This window comes from Pseudomonas sp. BF-R-24 (assembly GCF_019947335.1).
In the GTDB taxonomy this organism is placed as follows: domain Bacteria; phylum Pseudomonadota; class Gammaproteobacteria; order Pseudomonadales; family Pseudomonadaceae; genus Aquipseudomonas; species Aquipseudomonas jessenii.
Genome location: NZ_JAGYGG010000004.1, coordinates 118,027 through 143,627 on the forward strand (window position 1 = coordinate 118,027; position 25,601 = coordinate 143,627).

22 protein-coding genes are annotated in these 25,601 nt (G+C 59.9%); 6 read left to right on the plus strand and 16 right to left on the minus strand.

Features of this window, described 5'->3' with window-relative positions; all coding sequences use genetic code 11:
• The first annotated feature begins 57 nt into the window (after positions 1 to 57).
• Positions 58 to 1,458, plus strand: coding sequence for a dihydrolipoyl dehydrogenase (gene lpdA, locus KGA98_RS04725; protein WP_223501586.1), 1,401 nt, complete (start codon positions 58 to 60; stop codon positions 1,456 to 1,458).
• Between the two features lie 136 nt (positions 1,459 to 1,594).
• Here lpdA and KGA98_RS04730 read toward each other — a convergent pair whose 3' ends face one another.
• On the minus strand, positions 1,595 to 2,068 hold the full coding sequence (locus KGA98_RS04730; protein ID WP_007969928.1) for an Lrp/AsnC family transcriptional regulator: 474 nt from the start codon (positions 2,066 to 2,068) through the stop codon (positions 1,595 to 1,597).
• A 145-nt stretch (positions 2,069 to 2,213) separates the two neighbouring features.
• Between KGA98_RS04730 and KGA98_RS04735 the strand changes: the two genes are divergently transcribed.
• On the plus strand, positions 2,214 to 2,843 hold the full coding sequence (locus tag KGA98_RS04735; protein WP_090452245.1) for a LysE family translocator: 630 nt from the start codon (positions 2,214 to 2,216) through the stop codon (positions 2,841 to 2,843).
• 3 nt (positions 2,844 to 2,846) lie between these two features.
• On the opposite strand, the gene KGA98_RS04740 is transcribed toward KGA98_RS04735, so the two are convergent.
• The 5 genes from KGA98_RS04740 to KGA98_RS04760 all read right to left on the minus strand — a co-directional run bounded on the left by KGA98_RS04740 (position 2,847) and on the right by KGA98_RS04760 (position 10,164).
• Positions 2,847 to 4,964, minus strand: coding sequence for a hypothetical protein (locus KGA98_RS04740; protein ID WP_223501589.1), 2,118 nt, complete (start codon positions 4,962 to 4,964; stop codon positions 2,847 to 2,849).
• On the minus strand, positions 4,951 to 6,147 hold the full coding sequence (locus KGA98_RS04745) for a DUF3142 domain-containing protein (protein WP_223501590.1): 1,197 nt from the start codon (positions 6,145 to 6,147) through the stop codon (positions 4,951 to 4,953). The genes KGA98_RS04740 and KGA98_RS04745 overlap by 14 nt, the downstream gene beginning before the upstream one ends.
• A gap of 274 nt (positions 6,148 to 6,421) precedes the next feature.
• Entirely contained in the window at positions 6,422 to 8,452 is a 2,031-nt protein-coding gene (locus tag KGA98_RS04750; protein WP_223501595.1) for a pyridoxamine 5'-phosphate oxidase family protein, read from the minus strand.
• Positions 8,453 to 8,515: 63 nt separating this feature from the next.
• A complete protein-coding gene (locus tag KGA98_RS04755) occupies positions 8,516 to 9,142 on the minus strand; it encodes a glutathione S-transferase family protein (RefSeq protein WP_223501597.1) in 627 nt (208 codons plus the stop codon).
• A 119-nt stretch (positions 9,143 to 9,261) separates the two neighbouring features.
• Positions 9,262 to 10,164, minus strand: coding sequence for a LysR family transcriptional regulator (locus KGA98_RS04760; RefSeq protein WP_223501599.1), 903 nt, complete (start codon positions 10,162 to 10,164; stop codon positions 9,262 to 9,264).
• 581 nt (positions 10,165 to 10,745) lie between these two features.
• On the opposite strand from KGA98_RS04760, the gene KGA98_RS04765 reads away from it, so the two are divergent.
• The 4 genes from KGA98_RS04765 to KGA98_RS04780 are packed head-to-tail and all read left to right on the plus strand — an operon-like array spanning position 10,746 to position 15,528.
• A complete protein-coding gene (locus tag KGA98_RS04765; RefSeq protein ID WP_057712669.1) occupies positions 10,746 to 11,876 on the plus strand; it encodes an AI-2E family transporter in 1,131 nt (376 codons plus the stop codon).
• Between the two features lie 14 nt (positions 11,877 to 11,890).
• On the plus strand, positions 11,891 to 13,402 hold the full coding sequence (locus tag KGA98_RS04770; RefSeq protein WP_218494581.1) for an efflux transporter outer membrane subunit: 1,512 nt from the start codon (positions 11,891 to 11,893) through the stop codon (positions 13,400 to 13,402).
• The gene (locus tag KGA98_RS04775; RefSeq protein WP_223501601.1) at positions 13,395 to 14,513 is read left to right on the plus strand and encodes an HlyD family secretion protein; all 1,119 of its coding nucleotides are present in this window, start codon (positions 13,395 to 13,397) and stop codon (positions 14,511 to 14,513) included. Before KGA98_RS04770 ends, KGA98_RS04775 begins: the two co-directional genes overlap by 8 nt.
• Positions 14,503 to 15,528, plus strand: a complete 1,026-nt coding sequence (locus KGA98_RS04780; protein ID WP_057712666.1) for a DUF2955 domain-containing protein — start codon at positions 14,503 to 14,505, stop codon at positions 15,526 to 15,528. The genes KGA98_RS04775 and KGA98_RS04780 overlap by 11 nt, the downstream gene beginning before the upstream one ends.
• 46 nt (positions 15,529 to 15,574) lie before the next feature.
• Here KGA98_RS04780 and glmS read toward each other — a convergent pair whose 3' ends face one another.
• From glmS to atpE, 10 genes are all read right to left on the minus strand, one after another.
• Entirely contained in the window at positions 15,575 to 17,407 is a 1,833-nt protein-coding gene (gene glmS, locus KGA98_RS04785) for a glutamine--fructose-6-phosphate transaminase (isomerizing) (protein WP_223501607.1), read from the minus strand.
• Between the two features lies 1 nt (position 17,408).
• On the minus strand, positions 17,409 to 18,185 hold the full coding sequence (locus tag KGA98_RS04790) for a DeoR family transcriptional regulator (protein WP_008018362.1): 777 nt from the start codon (positions 18,183 to 18,185) through the stop codon (positions 17,409 to 17,411).
• A gap of 216 nt (positions 18,186 to 18,401) precedes the next feature.
• Entirely contained in the window at positions 18,402 to 19,769 is a 1,368-nt protein-coding gene (gene glmU / locus KGA98_RS04795; protein ID WP_223501610.1) for a bifunctional UDP-N-acetylglucosamine diphosphorylase/glucosamine-1-phosphate N-acetyltransferase GlmU, read from the minus strand.
• Between the two features lie 113 nt (positions 19,770 to 19,882).
• On the minus strand, positions 19,883 to 20,308 hold the full coding sequence (locus tag KGA98_RS04800; protein ID WP_007969909.1) for a F0F1 ATP synthase subunit epsilon: 426 nt from the start codon (positions 20,306 to 20,308) through the stop codon (positions 19,883 to 19,885).
• Between the two features lie 45 nt (positions 20,309 to 20,353).
• Positions 20,354 to 21,733 (minus strand): F0F1 ATP synthase subunit beta, encoded by a 1,380-nt coding sequence (atpD, locus tag KGA98_RS04805; protein ID WP_008002330.1) that lies wholly within the window; start codon positions 21,731 to 21,733, stop codon positions 20,354 to 20,356.
• A gap of 27 nt (positions 21,734 to 21,760) precedes the next feature.
• The gene (atpG, locus tag KGA98_RS04810) at positions 21,761 to 22,621 is read right to left on the minus strand and encodes a F0F1 ATP synthase subunit gamma (RefSeq protein ID WP_008045673.1); all 861 of its coding nucleotides are present in this window, start codon (positions 22,619 to 22,621) and stop codon (positions 21,761 to 21,763) included.
• A gap of 50 nt (positions 22,622 to 22,671) precedes the next feature.
• Positions 22,672 to 24,216 (minus strand): F0F1 ATP synthase subunit alpha, encoded by a 1,545-nt coding sequence (gene atpA / locus KGA98_RS04815; protein ID WP_030132553.1) that lies wholly within the window; start codon positions 24,214 to 24,216, stop codon positions 22,672 to 22,674.
• A 21-nt stretch (positions 24,217 to 24,237) separates the two neighbouring features.
• Positions 24,238 to 24,774 carry a F0F1 ATP synthase subunit delta gene (locus KGA98_RS04820; RefSeq protein WP_008045680.1) on the minus strand — a complete coding sequence of 179 codons (537 nt, stop codon included), beginning with the start codon at positions 24,772 to 24,774 and terminating at the stop codon, positions 24,238 to 24,240.
• 12 nt (positions 24,775 to 24,786) lie between these two features.
• Positions 24,787 to 25,257 (minus strand): F0F1 ATP synthase subunit B, encoded by a 471-nt coding sequence (locus KGA98_RS04825; protein ID WP_008045681.1) that lies wholly within the window; start codon positions 25,255 to 25,257, stop codon positions 24,787 to 24,789.
• 58 nt (positions 25,258 to 25,315) lie between these two features.
• Complete coding sequence (gene atpE / locus KGA98_RS04830) at positions 25,316 to 25,573, minus strand: F0F1 ATP synthase subunit C (protein WP_003097235.1); 258 nt, start codon at positions 25,571 to 25,573, stop codon at positions 25,316 to 25,318.
• Positions 25,574 to 25,601: the final 28 nt, after the last annotated feature.

A 25,601-nucleotide genomic window follows, 5' to 3' on the forward strand; every position in this document is an offset into this window, starting at 1 on the left:
TTTTACTCAGGAACTACTTTTACCCATCCCTTCCCCATTCGATCCAGGAGTACATCCATGAGCACTTATGACGTCGTGATACTCGGCGGTGGCCCCGGCGGTTACAACGCGGCGATCCGCGCCGGACAACTGGGTCTGAAAGCTGCCTGCGTGGAAGGACGCGCCACACTCGGCGGCACCTGCCTGAACGTCGGTTGCATGCCATCCAAGGCGTTGCTGCATGCCTCCGAACTGTACGACGCGGCCAAGGGCGCGGAATTCGCCAATCTGGGGATCGAAGTCAAACCCGTGCTCAACCTCAACCAGATGATGAAGCAAAAGGATGAAAGCGTTACCGGGCTGACCAAGGGCATCGAGTTTCTTTTCCGTAAGAACAAGGTCGACTGGATCAGAGGATGGGGCCACATCGACGGGCCGGGCAAAGTCACGGTGACCGATAGCGCCGGCGGCAAGACCGAACTAAGTGCCAGGGACATCATCATCGCCACCGGTTCCGAGCCTACGCCCCTGCCCGGCGTGGATATCGATAACAAACGCATCCTCGACTCCACCGGTGCCCTGGCGCTGACCGAGGTGCCCAAGCATCTGGTAGTGATCGGCGCCGGCGTGATCGGCCTGGAGCTGGGTTCGGTATGGCGGCGCCTTGGGGCGCAGGTAACGGTGGTCGAGTTTCTCGACCGGATCTGCCCCGGTGTGGACATCGAAGCCGGCAAAACCCTGCAGCGCTCCCTGAGCAAACAAGGCTTGAGTTTCAAATTGAGTTCAAAAGTGACCAGCGCCACCTCCTCCGCCACCGGCGTGCAGCTCAGCATCGAGCCTGCCGCAGGCGGTGCCGCCGAGCTACTGGAAGCGGATTACGTATTGGTGGCCATCGGGCGCCGACCTTATACACAGGGCCTGGGCCTGGAGAACGTCGGCCTCGCCACGGACAAGCGCGGCATGCTCGCCAACAAGGGGCATCGCACCGAAGCCGTCGGGGTCTGGGTGATTGGTGACGTGACCTCCGGCCCCATGCTCGCCCACAAGGCTGAGGACGAAGCCATGGCCTGCGTCGAGCAGATGGTCGGCAAGGCGGGCGAGGTCAATTACAACCTGATCCCCAGTGTGGTCTACACCAAACCGGAGCTGGCCAGCGTCGGCAAGACCGAAGAGCAGCTCAAGGCTGAAGGCCGGGCGTACAAGGTCGGCAAGTTTCCCTTTACCGCCAACAGCCGGGCGAAGATCAACCACGAAACCGAAGGCTTCGCCAAAGTGCTGGCCGATGAACGCACGGACGAAGTCCTCGGCGTGCATCTGGTTGGCCCGAGCGTCAGTGAAATGATTGGCGAGTATTGCGTGGCCATGGAGTTCAGCGCCTCGGCCGAAGACATCGCCCTGACCTGCCATCCACACCCGACTCGCTCCGAGGCCTTGCGCCAGGCGGCGATGAATGTGGAGGGGATGGCGACGCAGATGTAAGAGTTGAAGAGTTGAAGAGTTGAAGAGTTGAAGAGTTGCAGTGACTGATTTATCGCCTTCGCGAGCAAGCCCGCTCCCACAGGTACAGCGCAATCCTTGTGGGAGCGGGCTTGCTCGCGAAGGCAGGCGACTCGGTTTAAAGCGGCAAATGCTCCAACGGCAACGCCCCCGGCGCCTTCACCGTGTGAATCGCAAAGTTGCTGCGGATGTCGCTCACACCCGGCAACTTCAGCAAACGCCCGGTGAGAAACCGGTCATAGGCACGCAAGTCCGGCACCACTACCTGCAGCAGAAAATCCGACTCTCCCGACACCAGAAACGCCGAAATCACCTCCGGCAATGCCGTCACCGCCAGGCGGAAGGCTTCGGCTTGCTCATCGTTATGACGCTCGACCTTGACCCCGACAAACACCGTCAGCCCCAACCCCACTTCGTCGCGGTCCAGATTGGCCTGGTAGCCGCGAATCACCCCCGCCTCTTCAAGCATCCGAACCCGGCGCAAGCAAGGCGATGCCGACAGACCGATCTCGTCTGCCAGTTGCACATTGCTCAAGCGGCCATCCCGTTGCAGTGCGGCGAGAATCTTGCGGTCGTAGGCGTCGAGTTTCATGGTTTGGCAGATCCTGATGGTTCAATCTTGATTAAGTGGCAGATTATGCCAATACATGACCCGATAGAAGCTGACAACGCAAGCACCTGCCCCGCCCTTCAGCCCTAGACTGGCACGACCAAATCGACAACGAATGGGGTGCAACATGCAAGGTCTCTGGCTGTTTTTCATGGCACTGGCGGTGGTCTACCTGTTGCCGGGGCCCGACATGATCCTGCTGTTGCAGACCGGTGCCCGCCAAGGCAAAGGCGCTGCGCTGGCCACGGCCGTGGGCCTGGGCATTGCCCGGGGTTGCCATGTGGCATTGGCGGCGCTGGGGCTGGCGGCACTGTTCAAGGCAGCACCCTGGACCTTCGACGTGGTACGCCTGGCCGGTGCCGCGTACCTGCTGTGGATCGGCATTCAGTGCCTGCGAACCACGATGCTGCCGAGCCTCACCAGCGCCGACACAACCGGCGAAAAACCGCGCTGGGGCGCAGCCATCCGACGCGGACTGCTGACCAACCTGCTCAATCCCAAGGCACTGCTGTTCTGCTCGGTGCTGCTACCGCAATTCATCGACCCACAGTCTGGGCCGGTGCTCGGGCAATTTGCGACCTTGGGCGTGGTGCTGGTTAGTGTCGGGTTGCTGTTCGACAGCGCATACGCCCTGGTCGGCGCCGCACTCGGCCGTTGGCTGCAAAGCAGCCCCTCAGCCCAGCGCCTGCAACAATGGTTGTTCGGCAGCCTGTTGATCGGTTTCGCCGTGCGGCTGACCTTTGTGCAACAGGCTTGAACCTCACTGCGCCTTGCGGCGGCGGCGTTTGAACATCAACAGCGCCGCTGCCGCGAACACCACTACGCTACCAACCTGTAAAGGCATCTTGTACGGTCGCAAGGCCGAACGCGCAGCGTCGGTCACTTGGGTCACGTAGCGTTTGTCGGCGTTTTCGAAGTCGGGGTACGGGCACTGGTGGCCGAAATCGGCGGCCCATTCCACGTAAGGCCCTTCTTTGACATAACGCTGATATATCGCACTTTGCTCTTCGAGGCTGCTGTTCCACCCCGACGCCTCGCACAGCACCGCCGCAAACGCCTGACTGGTGTGAGGCAAGTTATCCGCCGCCTTGCTCGCCAGCGCGGTGGCCACGAAGCGATAGTGATAACGCTGATCAGGCTGGGCAGCGCTGGCCTGCTGGCGCTTCACTTCGTCCTCAGCCACCAAAGGACCGACCTTGAGTTCGGTGTTTTCGAGAATGTAGTTACCGCCGAACGTGGCGTAATCCGGCGCCATTTCATAGCCCAGAATGTCCATGCCCCACTCGCGTGCCGTCCAGGCCGCATTGAACAGAGCAGCGGCGCGACGGGTCGGCCACCAGGCTGAATCAGCCGCCAGACGTTGCTCGCCATACAGCTTTGCCTTGTGCCGCAAGCCGTCATTGTCGAAGTACGCCGGCGCCTGCTCGTAATGTCCCTCGCGCAACAGCCGACGGCCCAGCAGATTGCGCAGGCTCGCCGCCACCGGCAAGGGCACGTAGTTGTCGCGGTCCTGTTGGCTGAGCGGCGGCGGGGCCGGCACTTGAGTGTCTACGTAGTGCTTGAGTTCTTCGAGGGTCAACACGCGCTCGGCAACGGTGGCGGCATCGAACCAGTAAATGCTCTGGCTGCGATACAGCTGATCGAAGGCTTGCAGGTAATCCCCGCGTTGCAGGGCCAGGATCGCACTTTCACCCTCGACCCGGCATTTGGGCTGGAGCGTTTCGTAATCGAAGTCCGGTGTGCGGCGCTCGCCCCAGGATTCATTCTGCGGGAAGGCCTGCGCCGCTTTGGCATAGGCTGCGGCGGCCGCGCTCTTATTGCCCTCGCGCACCGCCAGTTTCGCCCGCAACCACCAGGCCAACCCACCATCGCCAGCCTGTTCGAGGAAAGCCTTGGCGCTGGCGTAATCACCCTGTTGATAATTCATCGCCGCCAGGCGGTCGGCGTTTTCGAGACTGCCACGGGTACTGTTTTGCAGCAGCTTGATCATTTTCTGTTCGTTGGGCGGTTGATCACCGAACGACCACCCCAACCGACTGATCAGCGATGCTGTCACCAATTGCTGCACTGGCTGGCCCTTGAGCAACTCGGCCACTTGATCATCCGGCAGCGTCATCAGGTCCGCCATCAACAGCTTCAACGAGGTGTAGCCCACCGCGGAGCCGTGCAGGTTCTGCGTGGCGTACAACTCGATGGCGCGGTTCCAGTCGCCAGCGGTGCGCACCACCCGGGCTTCTTCACCGAGGCTGGCGACACCCAGTTCCAGTGGATCACTGAAGCCGTCGATGCTCAGTTGCCGGGTTTGCTCGAAGGCGTCGCGGGATTGTTCGAGCAGATCCGGAGCCGCATTGGCTTCGGCGCTCATGGCGAACAACGCTCGACCCAACGAGTAAGCCGCCCAGGTACTGCGTGAGGCCCGTTGCTCTGTGGGCAGGGCCAGCACTTTCTTGAAATACCCGGCAGCCAAGGCAGGATCACCCGCGGCAAATGCCACAGCGCCGGCCAGGTACAACCTGAGCTCAGGCGGCAGTTGCGCGCCCTCGCTTTCGACCTGGCGGGCATCGGTCAGGCTGCGCAAGTGTTTCACCAACACCTGTTGTTCGGCGGAAAGTCCCGCCTGCTCGGCTTGATCGCGTAGCGCTACAGCGTCAGGTACATCCGTGTAGTCAACGCCAGCGGCGACGTTCTTCAACCCGTTGATGGCGTGACCGAGGCGGCTGGTTTCGAAGCTGAAGTTGCCTTCCGGCAGTTCCGCCAGCGACTGGCCTCGGTTATCCAGCAGGCGCATGGGGAAGTCCGGACCGCAGGCCAGTGCCGAACCCAGCGGCAGGCTGAGGCCCAGGCAAAGCAAATGACGCGGCCAGTTACGGGTGAACATTCGAACCTCCTTGATCAATGTGTGCGCAGCGAGCCCAACCAACGGCACGCTGTCCGCCGGCCGGTATTCGGCCATCACGCAGGCGGGTGAAGGTAAGCAGATCCGGACGCTGTTGCAACGCGTAACCGGCCAAGGCATCGGCCCCCTCACAACCGCTGACCGCCAGTGTCAGGCGTTCGGGCCAGGCGCTGTCGAGATTGCCCTGGTTGCTGATGCCGATGTCATAGAGGCCATTGTCGGCCGAGAGTTTCAGTTTCAATTGACTGTCGAGGACATCACCACGCGCCACGGCGAGCAAAGTGGTCAAGCTCCAGGCCCGACGGTCGTTGGCCAATGGCAGGCGAAACCAGATCAGGCCCGCCAGATGTTTCGGTGGATCGGCACGCAACTCGGTGCCGAGGGTGCGCAATGACTGAGGGTCGGCAAGCAATTCCCGACGCAGCCCTTCACGCTCCACCGTCACTTCGCTTTCCACAACGGGCGCGCCACCCGCCGAGGGCAGCAACGCCACGCCATAGGCCGGCAGCGCCAGATAGAACGGTTTCGTCGTGATACGGCTCCAGGCCTTCGCCCATTGCCGGGCCTGATCAGCATCGAACAAGCCACGACGCGGATCGCTCACCGCGTGCACCTGCAACACACTGCTGTCGACTGTGGATAACAGCGCCGGCAGTTCGCGACTGTCGAGCCAGGATGGCAACGCGGTGATGCTCAGTACCAGCGAAGTCGGCAATGCTCCGCGCAACTGCGCGAGAAATTGGCGGTACTCCGGTAGCCGAGCGTTACCGGCATCGTGGTCGATTTCCACGCCGGCGAGGTTCAGCCCCTGTCCCTGCCAGTCGCCGATCACCTGGCGGATTTGCGCTGTGATCTCATCCTGATCCAGCGCCTTGAGCTGCCCATCCAGGCGAATCACCGCAATCACCGGCCGGCCATCGCGCTTGAGCAGTGCCGGGTCAATCCGGGCTCGACTCCAGCCCGCGTTGGGAAAGGCCTGCAAGGCCAGCACCCGCAACGTCGAAAAGTCGGCACGGCTATCCCTGAGGGCAGCGTCGTGGGCCGGCGTCCACTGCCGCTGCCAGACGTAAAGCTGTTGATCCAGCGGCGGTGCATCCTGTCTTTCGCAACCGGTGGTGAGCGCCAGCGCCATCAGCAAGACCATCGAGCGAGTGAAAAAAACCATTGAAACGCCTGTTCCTGAAATGCAGAAAGGGCCTGTGCGGTGAATGCCAGTCAGTTAAGCGTTTAAACACCGCAAACCTTGTGGGAGCGAGCTTGCTCGCGATGACGGTTGGACAGTCACACAAGGGGTGCCTGACGGTCCGCTATCGCGAGCAAGCTCGCTCCCACAATGTCCGGGGCTTAACTGACAGGCACTACCCTCTGCGGCCCTTGTTCGTTCTGCCCCTACCCTACTCAGCCATCGACCGGCGGGCAATGTTCGCCTGAAATGATATTCAGATATCGAGTACCAGCGGTTGCGCGCCCTGCGCCGGAATCGCACAGCAAATCAGCACCTGTCCATCATCCGGCACCTCCGCTGGCGGCAGTGGGTAATGCACCTGACCGCTGATCAAGCGCGTTTTGCAGGTGCCGCAGGAGCCGCCGCGACAACTGAATTCCGGGCGCAGGCCACGGCTTTCCGCCAACTCCAGCAAGCTGCCGCCGTCTGGCTGCCAGCGCGCCTCCTTGGCCGAACGCTGGAACACCACGGGCACGGACGTGGTGGCGGCTGGCGGTTGTTCGATGACCACCGCATCGGGGTCCGGTCGCCGGCGCAAGGTGGACGGGCCGAAGGTTTCGGCGTGAATCCGCGAATCGCGAATGTCCAACTCGCGCAAGCCGTCGTACAACGCCTGGGTAAAACTCCCGGGACCGCAGACCACAAAATCCGGCTGATCGTAGTCCGCGACTGTCAGCAGATCCTTGAGCAGCGCGACGTCGATCCGTCCACTGAGGTCGAAGTCCTCTCCTTGTATCGCCTCGGCTTCCGGTTGACTGAGCAAACGCACTACCCGCACCGCGTCACCGGCATCCTCGAGCAAGCGATCCAGTTCGCGGCGAAATGGCTGGTCGGCCAGCGTGCGCGAACTCTGGATGAACCATGTGGGCCGGATACGCCGGGTGCGCAACCCTTGGTAAACCACTTCCCGCAGCATCGATAACAGCGGCGTGATGCCGACCCCGGCCGCCAACAACACCAAGGGTCGACGCTCATGGGGCGCCACGGTGAAATGCCCTTGCGGCGCCCGCGCCTCCAGCAGGTCGCCGACACGAATCTGCTCATGCAAATGCGTAGACACCCGTCCGTCACGCTTCACGCTGATGCGGAAAAAATCATCGGACGGTGCGCTCGATAAACTGTACGTGCGGATATATGCATCGCCGTCAATGTTCAAGCGCAACGGCAAATGCTGCCCGGCCTGGAACAGTGGCAACCCCGCTCCGTCGGCGGGCTCCAGGTAAAGTGAGCGAATGCTGTGGCTTTGCGCTTCAATCCGCGTCACCCGTAACGGCCGCCACTGATCGCCCAGGGTCTTGGCCTGCAAACGCGCCTTGGCCTGCTCCCAGGTACCGGTGAGCAAACTGGTGGGTGAAACGCCGTCGAAGCGCCAGCGCAACGACAGGGCAGCCGGACGACGTATCACCTGCTCGACATCGATCGTCCACAGGCGCTCGGCCCCCTGGAACGCCTCGACCTGAGGACCGTCCAGGATGATTTCGGTGCGCCCACTGAGCTGCAGCAAATCACCGGTATTGAAATCGATGAACAACAACCCGGCCCGGGGATTGAGCAGCAGGTTGCCCAAGGTGTTGAAATGCAGGTTGCCGGCGAAATCCGGAATGGTCAGGCGATTGCCTTCCACCTGTACGAAACCGGCCTGACCGCCGCGGTGAGAAACATCCACCGAGCGTTCACCGTCGACGTCCACATAACTGGCAACGAAAAAGGTGTCCGCCTCGGCGATCATGGCTTTGCTCGCGTCATCCAGTTCGCCGAAATGCTGGGCGGCACGGGTCGCAGGATCGGTCAGCGGCACCGAGCGAAACTGGCGCAACTGAATGTACTGCGGGCAATTGCCGAAGGATTGGTCCACCGTCACTGCGAAACCATCCATGGTCATGGCACTGACATGCCCATTGATGCGGTTGCGGCGGCGGGTGTGCAACTCGATGCCCAGCAGTCCGATGGCCGAGCCTTCGCTCAACTGCGCGGGATCACCAAAGGCCGGCAGACTGCGAAATTGCAGCAAACCAGGTTCTGGCGAGTGTGCGAAACCGGGCTGGCCTTCAAGGACACTGGCCCAGGGATGACCGTCGGCATCCACCGCTGCGTACAGCATGAACGGCAATTGTTGATAGAAGGTGCGGTGCTGGTCCGGCATCTCGCTGCGAATCACCTTACGACCGAACGCCTCCATTCGTTCGGCAACGCCCACATGCGCCTGCAATTGTTTCTCGCCGGCATGCCAGGGTGAACGGTCCATACGGCTGCTCCCTTGCGCCTGTGGCGCAGAACGGGGCGGCCCGGCAACACCGGGCCACCAGCATCAGGCGGTTTTTTGCAGGCCGGCGACGGTGCGCGGCATGCCGACAAAACCCGGCAAGGCTTCGATGCGGGCCAGCCAGGCACGAATGTTGGTGTACTCGTCCAGCGACACATTGCCCTCAGGCGCATGGGCGATGTAGCTGTAGGCGGCGACGTCGGCAATCGTCGGATCAGCGCCGGCAAGATACGGCGTATCGGCCAATTCGTGATCGATTACCTTGAGTACGGTATGGGCATAGGCAATCACTTCTGCAGCGTTGTAAGGCGCGCCGAACACAGTAATCAATCTTGCCCGGGCAGGGCCGAAGGCAATCGGACCGGCAGCCACCGACAACCAGCGTTGGACCTTGGCGGCCCCTACCGGATCAGCCGGTAGCCAGCGACCGTTGCCGTACTTTTGCGCCAGGTAAACCAGAATCGCGTTGGAATCGGCCAACACCACGCCCTGATCATCAATCACCGGCACCTGACCGAAAGCATTGAGCGCGAGGAACGCCGGTTGCTTGTGTTCGCCTTTGGCGAGGTCAACGAAGATCAATTCGGTCGGCAGTTTCAGCAGGGACAGCATCAATTCGACACGATGAGCGTGGCCGGAACGTGGGAAGTTGTAGAGTTTGATCGCTTGCATGGTCGACACCTCGGGTGAGTGCTGCTGTTCAGGAGAGAGATGGCTCGTATCTTCTACTCACCTCCAAAACAACAGAATCACCAGCCAACGCAATCCATTATTTCAACAAGTGAAATAATTCAATGCTTGAGCGCTGGATGCTCGCGCAGGGTCTTCACCGCGAAATCGACAAAACTGCGCACACGGGCCGGTGCTTTGCGCCCGCCCTGATAGACCACATGGATGGGCAACGGCGGCAGTTCGAAGTCCGCCAGAATGATTTCCAGCTCTCCGGCAGCCACCTTGCCCGCCACTTGATAAGACAGCACCCGCGTGAAGCCCAACCCCAAACTGGCCGCCGTGATGGCTGCCTGATTCGCCGTCACCACCAGCCGCGGTTCAGCCCGGACACTCAAGGTCTCGCCGTCTTCAATGAATGGCCAACTCCTGAGTTGGCCAATAGCAGAAGTCGCAATAATCGGCGCCTGGGCCAGTTCCCGGGGATGTCTGGGCCGACCATGGCTGGCCAGAAACTGTGGCGATGCGCAGATCACCCGCCGCACTTCGCCCACGCGGATCGCATGCTGGTTGCTGTCGGGGAGCTCGCCGATGCGGATGGCCACATCAACGCCCTCCTCGACCACGCTCACCACCCGGTCCACCAGCAGCGCGTTGATGCAGACCTCGGGGAATTGCGTCAGATAATTCACCATCAACGGCGTGACAAACAGCTCGCCAAACAAGACCGGTGCGGTGATGGTCAGTTGCCCACGGGGATGGATATGGCTGCCCGCTGCCGAGTCCTCGGCTTCCTGCACCTCGGCGAGAATTCTCCGACAATCCTCCAGATATCGTTGACCGGCCTCGCTCAAATAAACGCTGCGCGTCGTACGCGTGAGCAGTTGTGTGCCTATTCGCTTCTCCAGCGCCGCGACCGCTCGGGTGACGCTGGCCGCCGACAGACCCAAACCCCGCGCCGCCGCCGAAAAACCCTGCTCCTTGGCGACAGCAGCGAAGACCTGCATTTCCTGGAAGCGGTCCATGGGACTGCCCTCATTTCAGATAGATAAACCGCAACCGAAGGCCGGAATGTTAAGCGCAAATGTTCAACAACATAGTTGGGCGCCAGACCATCAGGTAAATCAATGGGCTACTGCACTGTAGCGCCTGCACCGTAAAAACCAAGCGCGTCACAAACCTCAAAAAGCGGACCGGGGATTATTGATAATTAATGACGATTATTTTCTTGCGACGGGTGCGACTGTTGGCAATTATTCTGATCAGCCCGCTGCAACGGCAAATGCCCGGTAGAGAAAAAGAACCATTGGTTCAGCTTCCAAACCGCTTCAGTCAAGGGCTCGCAGCGGACTCCATCAACTGCAGCAGGATTCCAGCCTGTATAAACAGGCGGAATATACGACTGCTCCTATACTACAAACCACCTGTTACCTATTGGGTTTTTGGTAGGTACCTCATTGAAGTTTTCTCTACTTAAAGTAAGGCGTTATCGGTTTTTAACGCTTTGACGGCTGCCCGTCGATCCTGCTTTATGGATTCACTTAGTAGGGAAGAGTTGAACTTCAACGGCCTGGCTAACCTGTGTGACACAGCAAGGAGTTCGACAATGTTGCGCACTAATATTTCCGCTAGAGCACTGTCCGGTGGTTTGCTCGATGTACTGATTCGCGCCGGGTTGATTACGGTGCTGGTACTGTTCTGCTTCCAGATCTTCCACCCCTTCCTCAACCTGATGCTCTGGGCAATGATTCTGGCCATTACCCTGTATCCCCTGCATGCGCTCATCAAGCGCAAGCTGGTCAACAAGGACGGTCGTGCCGCCACCCTGATCGTGGTGGTCGCCCTGGCTTTGCTGATGGTACCGATCTACCTGCTGGGCACCTCGATCAGTGAATCGGTCCAGGGCACCCTGGCGGTCCTCAAGTCCGATACGTTGCAGATTCCGCTCCCCAGCGAAAAAATCGCTTCCCTGCCGCTCATAGGCGAGCCGCTTTATGGCTACTGGATGCAGGCCGCCACCGACATGAGCAGCGTGCTCATGAAGCTGATGCCTTATATCAAGTCCGTCGGCCTGACCTTGTTGGGCAAAATGGCCGATGTTGGCGTGGGCTTTCTGTTGTTCATCGGCGCCCTGATCATTGCCGGCGTGTTCATGGCCTATGGCGAAAACGGCGAAAGAAGCGCCCTGGCCATCACCTCGCGCCTTTCCGGACCAGAGCGTGGGCCACGCATTACCGTGCTCTGCACTGCAACCATCCGCGCGGTCGCCCAGGGCGTAGTGGGCATCGCGTTCATTCAGATGTTGCTGGTCGGCGTGGGCTTCGTGCTCATGGGTGTCCCCGGTGCCGGGCTACTGGCCATGGTGGCGCTGTTGATGGGGATCATGCAATTGCCGGTACTGCTGGTGACCCTTCCGGTGATCGCTTTTGTCTTCGCCACCGAAGGGACCAGCCTGGCCACCGTCGTGTTTGGCATCTACAGCCTGATTGCCGGGATGGCCGACAACGTCCTCAAACCGTTGATGCTGGGTCGTGGCGTCGATGTCCCGATGCCGGTGATTCTGATTGGTGCCCTGGGCGGCATGGTAAGCGGCGGCTTCATCGGTTTGTTCATCGGGCCGGTGGCGCTGGCGGTGGGCTACCAATTGTTCTGGCAATGGGTCCAGGACCAACCGTCTGCCGAGCTGATGAACGAGACACCCGAGATCGAGGCGTTGAACGATCAGCGTCCTGTCTGAGGAGTTTGCGCTTGATGCCACGCCCTGCTCGCATCAGCCGGCTTCTGCTCTGTGGCACCGTCGTCCTGGGGGGCTGTGTACAACTGGGCCCGGATTTCCAGTCGCCGGCCCAGCCCTGGGTCGACCACTGGAACAGCCCGGCCCTGGAGGTCGCCGGCCAACAACACGCGCAACCTGACAGCCGCCAATGGTGGCGCGTGTTCAACGACCCGGTGCTGGACCATTTGATGGCCGAAGCCGATGCCCACAACGCCGACCTGCACCTCGCTGGCCTGCGGGTCATGGAGTCCCGGGCGCAATTGGGTATCGCCCTGAGTGGACGCTACCCGCAATTGCAGCAGGCCAGCGCCGACAGCCTGTACCTGAACCGTCGACAATCGGGGGGCGCCAACCCTCAGGACACGCATTTCTGGCAATACAGCGCCGGTTTCGATATCGGCTGGGAGCTGGATTTCTGGGGGCGTTTCAGCCGTGCCATCGAGTCGGCGGACGCATCCTGGTTTGCCGCCCAGGCCAACTATGAAAATGCCTTGGTGCTGTTGCACGCGCAACTGGCGCAAAACTACTACGCCTTGCGCACCGCCGAGGCGCGCCTGGCCATCGCCCGCAGTAACGCCAAATTGCAAAAACGCAGCTACGAGATCACCGAGCGCCTGTTCAACAGCGGGGCCGAAGCCGAACTTGATCTGCAACAAGCCAAGACCCAGTACCTGGGCACCCTCAGTACGATCCCGGACTTCGAGAGCCAGGTGGCGAGCTTGCGCAATGCGTTGTCCACCCTGATCGGCCAGCCACCCGGCTCGATCCCTGACCTCAATCGCAACACCGGCTTAGTGCCGCTGCTCGATACTGCGGTCTTGCAGGATGTGCCGGCCAACCTGCTGGTGCGGCGCCCCGATGTTCGTGCTGCCGAGCTACAAGTGGCGGCGCAGTCGGCGTTGATCGGTGTGGCCGAGACTGACCTGTACCCCTCCATCAGCCTGCTGGGCAGCATCGTCTGGTCTGCCAGCTCGCTCAGCGGTGCATCCAACACCCTGGACATGGTGGCCGGCCCCAGTTTGCGCTGGGACATCTTCGACCACGGCCGGATCACCAACAACGTCCGCGTGCAGGATGCGCGCTTGCAGCAACTGATCGTTATCTACCAGGACAGCGTGCGCCAGGCGGCACGCGAGGCGGACGACGCCGCGACCGGCTTGATCAAGGCACTGGAGCGCGACCGGATCCTCAGCGATGCATCGGTGGCCGCCGAACGTTCGGTGACCCTGGCCAATGCCCAATACCGCGAAGGCTATTCCGATTTCCAGCGCGTGCTGGATGCCCAGCGGGCTCTGTTTGCCCAACAGGATATCTACCTGGTCAACCGTGGCACCGCGGTCAACAGCCTGATCGCCCTATACAAGGCTCTGGGCGGAGGCTGGTACAGCGACCAGCCGATGATCGACCCGGCCACCCGCAAACAAATGCAAGAACGGACCGATTGGGGCGATCTGCTCGACGAACCGAAGGAAAGTGCCAATGACTGACAGCCAACAACCGGCCGCCGAGAAAGCCCCGACACCTGCCGCCGACCCTGCGAAAAAAGCAATCAACTGGGTGGTGCTGCTGATCATCCTGAGTCTGGTCTGGTACCTGATGGCCGACCGTTACACCCCCTACACGCAACAGGCACGGGTGCAGGCCTTCATTGTACCGGTGGCCGCCGAGGTATCCGGCCGGGTGACCAAGGTGCATGTACGCAACAACCAGGACGTAAAGGCTGGCGAATTGCTGTTTGAAGTCAACCCGGAGCAGTACCAGATTGCCGTCGATCGCGCTCGCGCCGACCTTGAGTCGACCCGTCGCCAGGTGGGCGCCAACACCGCCGGCGTCGACTCCAAGCAAGCATCACTGCGTGCATCCCAGGCCAACGAGCTCAAGGCACGCCAGGACATCCAGCGGCTTGAACGCCTGTACAGAGAAGACCCGGGCACCATCTCGCTGCGACGCCTGGAGATATCCCGCGCCACCCTGGAAGAATCCATCAGCCAGGTCGCCGCGGCCAAGGCCGAAGTGCAACGTGCGCGCGAACAACAGGGCGGTAACGAAGACGAAAACGCCCAGTTGCTCAGTGCCGCCAGCAACCTTGAAAAAGCCGAGCTGGACTTGAGCAATACGAAGGTCCACGCGCGCTCGGCCGGCCTGATCACCGATCTGCGCACCGATGTCGGCCAGTTTGCTTCCGCCGGTGCGCCGGTGATGACCCTGATCGCCATCCACGATGTCTGGATCAGCGCCGACATGACCGAAAACAACCTGGGAAGTGTCCAGCCAGGGACGCCGGTGTCCATCGTCCTCGACGCCCTGCCGGGGAGAATTTTCAAAGGCCATGTGCGCAGCGTCGGCTATGGCGTCGAAGTTGGTCAGAGCACTCAGCCGGGTAGTCTGCCGAAAGTGGAGAACAGCCGCGACTGGCTACGCCCTGCCCAGCGCTTTCCGGTGATCATCGAGTTCGAGCCCGGTGAGTTGACCAGCCCGCAAGGCATCCGGTCCGGCGGGCAGGCCGAAGTCATGGCATTTCCGAGTGAAAGTAACCCGCTGAATATCCTGGGTCGCCTGTTCCTGCGCCTGATGAGCTGGATGTCCTATGCGTATTGAGCGCCCGCCCCGGGTTCAGCGCGCCCTGCGCCTGAGCTTCGGCACGGCGCTGTGCCTGGCGGCGAGCTTTGGTCTGGCCCTGCCCATCCCGTTCCTCTCTCCGATGCTGGCGCTGATGATGCTGGCAGCGATGAACCGACCATTGCCGTTCAAGGCCAGCCTGGGCCTGATCCTGATCCTTATGCTGACCACCGGGACCGGCCTGTTGCTCATTCCCCTGCTGCGTTACTACCCGTTCAGCGGTGTACTGCTGGTAGGGCTATGCCTGTTCCTGGCCTTCGGTTATGGCCTGCGCGGCGGCAACCCGCTGGTGGCGACGTTTCTGGTGGTGGGCCTGACCTTGATCAGTTCGGCCGGAACCGCTGAATTCGCCCTGGCGCTTGAGGTGATCGTGGCCCTGGTCAAGGGGCTGTTCCTGGCCGTCACCACGCTGACCATCAGCCATTGGCTGTTTCCCGACCCCGCCAGCGCCCCCGCGGCCAAACCCGGCCCGAGCCTTACTCCAACCGAAAGCAGTTGGCTGGCGCTACGTGCCACGCTGGTGGTACTGCCCACTTTCCTGCTGGCCATGATCGACCCGGCCAGCTACCTGCCGATCATCATGAAAGCCGTCAGCCTCGGCCAACAAAGCTGCGCGACCAGCGCCCGCACCGCCGGCCAGGAGTTGCTCGGCTCGACCCTGCTCGGTGGCCTGATGGCAATTCTTTTCTGGTGCGCACTCAGCCTGTTCGTCAACCTGTGGATGTTCTTTCTGTGGATGTTGCTATTCGGTTTGCTGGTGGCCAGAAAACTCTACGGTGTGGCCATGACTCGACAACCACCGAGTTTCTGGCTCAACAGCCTGGCGACCCTGATCATTCTGCTCGGCCAATCGGTACAGGACAGTGCAGCAGGCAAGGACGTCTACACCGCCTTCGCCATCCGCATGGGCCTGTTCATACTGGTGACCTTGTACGCCTGTGTCATGGTCCATCTGCTGGACATGCGGCGGGAGCGTCGAATTACGACCGCCTAGAAACAGAAAAACCCCCTGAGAAGGGGGTTTTTCACCTGTGGATAACTTATTCCACAGTGACCGACTTCGCCAGGTTGCGCGGCTGGTCAACGTCGGTGCCCTTGAGTACGGCAACGTAGTACGACAGCAGTTGCAGCGGGATGGTGTAGAGAATCGGCGCCAGGATGTCGTGAATGTGCGGCATGTGCACAACGTGAGTGCCTTCACCGTTGGTCATGCCGGCCTTCTCGTCAGCGAAGACGATCAACTGGCCACCGCGGGCGCGGACTTCCTGAAGGTTGGACTTCAGCTTCTCCAGCAGTTCGTTGTTCGGCGCCACGGTCACCACTGGCATGTCGTTATCCACAAGCGCCAACGGGCCATGTTTCAGCTCGCCGGCCGGATAGGCTTCAGCGTGGATGTAGGAGATTTCCTTGAGCTTGAGTGCCCCTTCCATCGCGACCGGGAACTGCGCGCCACGGCCGAGGAACAGCGTGTGGTGTTTCTCGGCGAACAGCTCGGAGATTTTTTCCACGGTGCCGTCCATGGCCAGCGCCTCGCCCAGACGGGTCGGCAAACGACGCAACTCTTCGACCAACGTCGCTTCGACACCTTTGGCCAAGGTGCCACGAACCTGACCCAGGGAAAGCGTCAGCAACAACAGGCCAACCAATTGCGTGGTGAAGGCTTTGGTCGAAGCCACACCGATTTCGCGACCGGCCTGGGTCAACAGGGTCAGATCGGATTCGCGCACCAGCGAGCTGATGCCGACGTTGCAGATCGCCAGGCTGGCGAGGTAACCCAGTTCCTTGGCGTTGCGCAGCGCGGCCAAGGTATCGGCTGTCTCACCGGACTGGGAAATGGTCACGAACAAGGTGTCCGGCTGCACCACCACCTTGCGGTAGCGGAATTCGCTGGCGACTTCGACCTGGCACGGAATGCCGGCCAGCTCTTCGAGCCAGTAACGCGCGACCATGCCTGCGTGGTAGCTGGTGCCACACGCGACGATTTGTACGTTACGCACTTTGGCGAACAGTTCGGCCGCCTGTGGGCCGAATGCCTGTACCAGGACTTGGTTCTGGCTCAGGCGACCTTCCAGGGTGCGCTGCACCACGGACGGTTGCTCGTGGATTTCCTTGAGCATGAAGTGGCGGAACTCGCCCTTCTCAGCGGCTTCGGCACCGTCGCGATACTGCACGGCTTCGCGCTCGACAGCCTTGCCGTCAACGTCCCAGATCTGCACGCTGTCGCGGCGGATTTCGGCGATATCGCCTTCTTCGAGGTACATGAAACGGTCGGTGACCTGACGCAGGGCCAACTGGTCGGACGCCAGGAAGTTTTCCCCCAGGCCCAGGCCGATCACCAGCGGGCTGCCGCTGCGGGCTGCAACCAGGCGATCCGGTTGCTGAGCGCTGATCACTGCCAGGCCGTAAGCACCGTGCAACTCTTTGACAGTTGCCTTGAGGGCCACGGTCAGGTCGCTCAGATCCTTGAGTTTGTGGTTCAGCAGGTGAGCGATGACTTCGGTGTCGGTGTCCGAGGTGAACACATAACCCTGGGCCTTGAGTTGTTCACGCAGGGCTTCGTGATTCTCGATGATGCCGTTATGCACCACCGCCAGGTCACCGGAGAAATGCGGGTGGGCATTGCGCTCGCACGGTGCACCGTGGGTGGCCCAGCGCGTGTGGGCAATGCCCAGGCGACCGACCAGCGGCTCGGTGGCCAACGCCTGCTCCAGCTCACTGACCTTGCCCGGACGACGCAGGCGCTCGAGTTTTTCGTCGTTGGTGTAGACCGCAACGCCGGCACTGTCATACCCGCGGTATTCCAGACGCTTCAAGCCTTCGACGAGGATGGCGGTGATGTTACGTTCTGCGACTGCGCCGACAATTCCACACATGCTATTTCTCCTGACTGACAGCCGCGCAAATCAATGTGATGCCGCGGGCCTGAATCTGATCGCGAGCCTCAAGTGGCAGGCGTTCATCGGTAATAAGGGTATGGACGCTGCTCCAGGGCAGCTCCAGATTGGGAATCTTGCGACCGATCTTGTCGGCCTCCACCATCACGACCACTTCGCGGGCGACTTCGGCCATGACCCGGCTCAGCCCGAGCAGTTCGTTGAAGGTGGTTGTACCGCGAACCAGATCGATGCCATCGGCGCCGATAAAAAGCTGGTCGAAATCGTAGGAGCGTAGTACCTGCTCGGCAACCTGCCCCTGAAAGGACTCGGAGTGCGGGTCCCAGGTACCACCGGTCATCAACAGCACCGGTTCGTGCTCAAGTTCGCTCAGGGCATTGGCGACATGCAGCGAGTTGGTCATCACCACCAGGCCGGGTTGCTGTCCGAGTTCCGGGATCATGGAGGCGGTGGTACTGCCACTGTCGATAATGATCCGCGCATGCTCGCGAATCCGCGCGACGGCGGCACGGGCGATGGCTTGCTTGTACTTGGAAACCGGCTGACCAAGATCGGCGACCAGTTCCTGAGGCATGGTGATCGCCCCACCGTAACGACGCAGCAACAGGCCATTGCTTTCAAGCGCCGCCAGATCCTTGCGAATCGTAACTTCCGACGTTTCGAAACGCTTGGCCAACTCATCCACACTGACTTCACCCTGCTCATTGAGCAAGGCGAGGATGTTGTGACGGCGCTGAGGTGTGTTGCGCTTCGACATAAGCTAGTAAGTTTCGTTTCGAAAGATAACGGAAGCAATCAAAACCTATCAGCGAAACTTCGTCAAGCGCCATGCGATAAAAAGAGCTGTGGATAACCCTGTGTAGGAGCGAGCTCGCGATGGACTTAAGGGCGCTGCCTTTATTCAGACTGATCTCGTCATCATTGACGTCCATCGCGAGCGAGCTCGCTCCTACACAAGGGAGTTGTGGATAACTCAGCCCTTCTTGATCTTCTCCGGCCGCTTCCAGCCATCGATGTTCTTCTGGCGAGCACGCCCGATGGCCAACTGGGACTTATCCACAGTCGAGGTAATAGTCGAGCCAGCCGCTGTGGTCGCACCGGAAAGGATATCCACAGGCGCTACCAACGAGTTGTTGGAACCAATGAACACATCTTCACCCAACACGGTTTTCCACTTGTTGGCGCCGTCGTAGTTGCAGGTGATGGTGCCGGCACCAATGTTGGTGCGCGCCCCGACTTCGGCATCGCCCAGGTAAGTCAGGTGACCGGCCTTGGCACCTTCGCCCAGGTGAGCGTTTTTCAATTCGACGAAGTTACCCACATGGGCTCGCGCTTCCAACACGGTACCTGGACGCAGACGCGCAAACGGGCCGGCATCGCTGCCTTCACCCAGAATGGCACCTTCGATATGACTGTTGGCCTTGATGACCACGCCTTTGCGCAGGGTGCTGTCCTTGATCACGCAGTTCGGGCCGATCACCACGTCGTCTTCAATGACCACCTTGCCTTCGAGGATCACGTTGATGTCGATCAGCACATCGCGGCCTACGGTTACGTCTCCGCGCACATCGAATCGTGCCGGGTCGCGCAGCGTCACGCCTTGAGCCATCAAGCGACGACCGGCGCGCAATTGATAATGCCGTTCAAGTTCGGAAAGCTGCTTGCGGTCATTAGCGCCCTGCACTTCCATGGCGTCGTGCGGTTGCTCGGTGGCCACCACCAGACCATCGCTCACTGCCATGGCAATGATGTCGGTCAGGTAGTACTCGCCCTGGGCGTTGTTGTTGGAGAGACGGCTCATCCAGTCGCCGAGACGGGCAAAAGGCAGCGCCAGAATGCCGGTATTGCCTTCGGTGATCTTGCGTTCGGCTTCGTTGGCATCTTTCTGTTCGACGATGGCCGTCACTTTACCTGCGTCATCACGAACGATGCGGCCGTAACCGGTCGGGTCATCCAGTTCGACGGTCAGCAAGCCCAACTGCTGCGGCCCCACCTTCTTGAGCAGGCGCTGCAGGGTGTCGACCTCGATCAACGGCACATCGCCGTAGAGCACCAGCACGGTGTCGGCCTGAATGAACGGCACGGCTTGAGCAACGGCATGGCCGGTACCCAACTGTTTATCCTGCAGGACGAAGTTCAGGTCATCCGCCGCCAGGCGTTCGCGCACCGCATCGGCACCATGACCGATCACGACGTGAATGCGCTGTGGATCAAGTTGCCGGGCGCTGTGGATAACATGGCCGAGCATGGAGTTGCCAGCAATCGGGTGCAAAACTTTCGGCAAAGCAGAACGCATACGCGTGCCTTGGCCAGCAGCGAGAATAACGATTTCAAGAGACATGACTGGCTACCAATCCTGGGTGGTCAGCGGCTGCGACCGGGTTGTAAAAATCGGAAAAGAAAAAAGGGTAGCCGAGGCTACCCTTTTTAATCAATCACACAACAAGTGCAGCCTTAGTGGCCGAACTTCTTGCGGATCTGCTGGACGGTGCGCAGCTGAGCTGCAGCCTCGGCCAGACGTGCGGCAGCAGAACCGTAATCGAATTCCGCGCCACGTTCATGCAAGGCCTTCTCGGCTGCCTTAACGGCTTCCTGAGCGGAGGCTTCATCCAGGTCGGCAGCACGTTGCACGGTGTCGGCAAGAACCTTGACCATGTTCGGCTGAACCTCGAGGAAACCACCGGAGATGTAATACACCTCCTCTTCCCCGCCCTGCTTGACCAGGCGGATCGGACCTGGCTTCAGATTAGTGATCAGCGGCGCGTGACCCAGAGCGATACCAAGATCACCCAGTGCACCGTGCGCAATCACCATCTCGACCAGACCGGAAAAGATTTCTCCTTCCGCGCTGACGATATCGCAATGGACTGTCATAGCCATCTGATTGCCTCAACCTAAATTAGCGCCCGTTGCCGGGCGCCGGGATTACAGTTTCTTGGCTTTCTCGATCGCTTCTTCGATGCCGCCAACCATGTAGAACGCTTGTTCTGGCAGGTGGTCGTAGTCACCGTTGAGGATGCCTTTGAAGCCAGCAATGGTGTCTTTCAGGGAAACGTATTTACCCGATGCACCGGTGAAGACTTCAGCCACGAAGAACGGCTGCGACAAGAAGCGCTGGATCTTACGAGCACGGTTTACCAACTGCTTGTCGGCTTCCGACAGCTCGTCCATACCCAGGATCGCAATGATGTCCTTCAGTTCTTTGTAACGCTGCAGAACGTACTGAACGCCGCGAGCGGTGTCGTAGTGGTCCTGGCCGATTACGTTCGGGTCCAGCTGGCGCGAAGTCGAGTCGAGTGGATCGACCGCTGGGTAGATACCCAGGGAAGCGATGTCACGGGACAGAACGACGGTAGCGTCCAAGTGGGCGAAGGTGGTCGCTGGCGACGGGTCGGTCAAGTCATCCGCAGGTACGTATACCGCTTGGATCGAAGTGATCGAACCTTCCTTGGTCGAAGTGATACGTTCTTGCAGAACGCCCATCTCTTCAGCCAGGGTCGGCTGGTAACCTACTGCCGAAGGCATACGGCCCAGCAGTGCGGATACTTCAGTACCGGCCAGGGTGTAACGGTAGATGTTGTCGACGAACAGCAGAACGTCGTTACCTTCGTCACGGAACTTCTCGGCCATGGTCAGGCCGGTCAGTGCTACGCGCAGACGGTTACCCGGCGGCTCGTTCATCTGACCGTAAACCAGTGCCACTTTGTCCAGAACGTTGGAGTCCTTCATCTCGTGGTAGAAGTCGTTACCCTCACGAGTACGCTCACCCACACCGGCGAACACGGAATAACCGCTGTGCTCGATGGCGATGTTACGGATCAGTTCCATCATGTTTACGGTTTTGCCTACACCGGCACCACCGAACAGACCGACTTTACCGCCTTTGGCGAACGGGCAAACCAGGTCGATAACCTTGATGCCGGTTTCCAGCAGGTCGTTGCCGCCTGCTTGTTCAGCGAACGAAGGCGCTGGACGGTGAATGCCCCAACGCTCTTCAGTGGCGATAGGGCCAGCTTCGTCGATCGGGTTGCCCAGAACGTCCATGATCCGGCCCAGAGTCGCTTTACCGACCGGTACGGAGATGGCTGCGCCAGAGTCGGTAACTTCCAGACCGCGCTTCAGGCCTTCGGTGGAACCCATCGCAATGGTACGAACCACGCCGTCGCCCAGCTGCTGCTGAACTTCCAGAGTGGTCCCGGCCGCGCTTTGTACTGTCAGCGCGTTGTAGATGCTCGGTACGCTGTCGCGTGGAAATTCCACGTCGATAACGGCGCCGATGATTTGAACGATACGTCCGCTACTCATAGCTGGATCCTCTGAATATTTGAACCGTTAAACCGCGGCAGCGCCGCCGACGATTTCCGAGATCTCTTGGGTGATCGCAGCCTGACGCGCCTTGTTGTAGACCAGCTGCAAATCGCTGATCAAATCACCGGCGTTGTCGGTAGCGTTCTTCATCGCGATCATCCGCGCAGCTTGTTCAGCCGCGTTGTTCTCGACCACCGCCTGGTAGACCTGCGACTCCACGTAACGGACCATCAAGCCGTCGAGCAGCTCCTTGGCATCCGGTTCGTAGAGATAGTCCCAGTGGTGCTTGAGGTCTTGATCCGGGGTTGCCACCAGTGGAATCAACTGCTCCACGGTAGGCTGTTGCGTCATGGTGTTGATGAACTTGTTGGACACCACGGACAGGCGGTCAATACGGCCGTCCAGGTAGGCATCCAGCATCACCTTGACGCTGCCGATCAGATCATTGATCGACGGCTCTTCACCCAGGTGGCTGATAGCTGCAACGACGTTACCGCCGAAGTTGCGGAAAAAGGCCGCACCCTTGCTACCAACGACACACAGATCGATCTCGACGCCGTTTTCGCGGTTTACCGCCATGTCCTTGACCAGGGCCTTGAACAGGTTGGTGTTCAAGCCGCCGCACAGACCACGGTCACTGCTCACTACGACATAACCAACACGCTTGATTTCGCGGTCGATCATGAACGGGTGGCGGTATTCCGGGTTGGCGTTGGCCAGATGCCCAATTACCTGGCGGATACGCTCCGCATAAGGACGGCTAGCAGCCATGCGCATTTGTGCCTTGCGCATTTTGCTGACCGCCACTTTTTCCATGGCGCTGGTAATCTTTTGCGTGCTTTTGATGCTCGCAATCTTACTGCGAATCTCTTTTGCGCCTGCCATGTAACACCTATCAGGTTAGCAAGCGGGAGCCTTGCGGCTCCCGCTGCGGCTTACCAGGTTTGGGTGGCCTTGAACTTCTCGATACCGGCTTTCATGCCAGCGTCGATTTCGTCATTGAAGTCACCTTTCACGTTGATCTTCGCCATCAAATCGGCGTGATCGCGGTTGAAGAAAGCAATCAGCGCTTGCTCGAAGCTGCCGATCTTGGCGATTTCAACGTCAGTCAGGAACCCACGCTCAGCGGCATACAGCGACAGCGCCATGTCAGCGATCGACATTGGTGCGTATTGCTTCTGCTTCATCAGCTCGGTAACGCGCTGACCATGCTCAAGTTGCTTACGGGTCGCTTCGTCCAGGTCAGAAGCGAACTGGGCGAATGCCGCCAGTTCACGGTACTGAGCCAGAGCGGTACGGATACCACCGGACAGCTTCTTGATGATCTTGGTCTGAGCGGCACCACCCACACGGGATACCGAAACACCGGCGTTCACTGCAGGACGGATGCCCGAGTTGAACATGGCCGATTCCAGGAAGATCTGACCGTCGGTGATGGAAATCACGTTGGTCGGAACGAACGCGGAAACGTCGCCAGCCTGGGTTTCGATGATCGGCAGTGCGGTCAGGGAACCGGTTTTGCCGGTCACTGCGCCGTTGGTGAACTTCTCTACGTATTCTTCCGAAACGCGGGATGCGCGCTCCAGCAGACGGGAGTGGAGATAGAACACGTCGCCTGGGTAAGCTTCACGGCCTGGTGGACGGCGCAGCAGCAGGGAAATCTGGCGGTAAGCCACTGCTTGCTTGGACAGATCGTCATAAACGATCAGCGCGTCTTCACCGCGGTCGCGGAAGAATTCACCCATGGTGCAACCGGAGTACGGTGCCAGGAATTGCAGCGCAGGAGATTCCGAAGCACTGGCAGCCACGATGATCGTGTTGGCCAGGGCGCCGTTTTCTTCCAGCTTGCGAACCACGTTGGCGATGGTCGATTGTTTCTGACCGATTGCTACGTAGACGCAGAAAATGCCGCTGTTCTTCTGGTTGATGATCGCGTCGATCGCCAGAGCGGTTTTACCGATCTGACGGTCACCGATGATCAGCTCACGCTGGCCACGGCCGACAGGGATCATGGCATCGACAGCCTTGTAGCCAGTCTGTACAGGCTGGTCTACCGACTTACGCCAGATCACGCCTGGAGCAACTTTCTCGACCGCGTCGGTCTCGGTGTTGCCCAGTGGACCTTTGCCGTCAACAGGGTTACCCAGTGCGTCGACTACGCGACCCAGCAGTTCCTTACCAACCGGAACTTCCAGGATGCGGCCAGTGCACTTGGCGCTCATGCCTTCAGCCAGAGACTGGTATGCGCCCAATACAACGGCACCTACGGAGTCTTGCTCCAGGTTGAGGGCCATACCGAAGACGCCGCCCGGAAACTCGATCATCTCGCCGTACATTACGTCGGCCAGACCGTGAATCCGCACGATACCGTCAGATACGCTGACGACAGTGCCTTCGTTACGGGCTTGGGAGGTCACATCGAGCTTGTCGATGCGGCCCTTGATAATTTCACTTATTTCGGAAGGATTGAGTTGCTGCATTGCTCTGCTGCCCCTTCAAACTCAAGATTTCAATGCTTCGGCAAGTTTCGCGATTTTGCCGCGAATCGAGCCATCGATAACCAGGTCGCCGGCGCGGATGACGACACCACCAATAAGGGCAGCGTCCTCCGCAACTTGCAGGCGCACTTCCCGGTTGAGTCGTGCACTGAGAACCTTGGCGAGTTTGTCTTGCTGTTCTTGGTTCAATGCAAAAGCACTGGTGACTTCAACGTCTACCGACTTCTCTTGTTCGGCCTTGTACAGGTCGAACAGAGCGGCGATCTCCGGCAACAGCGGGAGACGGTCGTTTTCGGCAACGACGTGGATGAAGTTCTGTGCCTTGGCATCAAACTTGTCGCCGCACACGTCAATAAACGTGGCGGCCTTTTCTGCGCTCGTCAGTCGCGGGGCCTTGAGCACGCGCTGCATGGTGTCGTCTTCCGACACCGCTGCAGCCAGGCCGAGCATGGCTGACCAATTGGCCAGTTGCTGGTGGGCCTGAGCGTGCTCGAAGGCCGCCTTAGCGTAAGGTCGGGCCAACGTGGTCAGTTCTGCCATGATCGCCCTCGCTTAGATTTCAGCAGCCAGTTGGTTAACCAGCTCTGCGTGCGCGTTTTGATCGATTGTGGCACCCAGGATCTTCTCGGCGCCGCCGACTGCCAGCAAGCCCACTTGGGCACGCAGCGCGTCTTTGACACTGTTCAGTTCCTGTTCGATCTCGGCCTGAGCCTGAACCTTCACACGGTCAGCGTCGACACGGGCCTTTTCAACAGCCTCTTCGACAATCTGGTTACCGCGTTTCTTGGCTTGCTCGATGATTTCAGCTGCCTGAGCTTTCGCTTCGCGCAGTTGGTGACCCGCTTTTTCTTGGGCCAACTCCAGGTCGCGAGCTGCACGGCTGGCAGCGTCCAGACCATCAGCGATCTTCTTTTGACGTTCGTGCAGTGCCGCAATGACCGGAGGCCATACGAACTTCATGCAGAACAGTACAAAAATCAGGAACGCAACGGACTGGCCAATCAGGGTCGCATTAATGTTCACGCCAACACCTCGCAGTTACGTTGTCCATCACACCAAATTACCCGGAAGATCCGAGTAATTAGCCAGCGATTTGACCAACGAACGGGTTCGCAAAGGTGAAGAACAGAGCGATACCAACACCGATCATGGTTACGGCGTCGAGCAGACCGGCAACGATGAACATTTTAACTTGCAGCATTGGAACCATTTCTGGCTGACGCGCTGCGCCTTCCAGGAACTTGCCGCCCAGCAGGCCGAAACCAATTGCGGTACCCAGTGCGCCCAGGCCGATCAACAGTGCAACAGCGATAGCGGTTAGACCAACTACAGTTTCCATCTTTCCTCCCGACTTTTACGTCGTATGG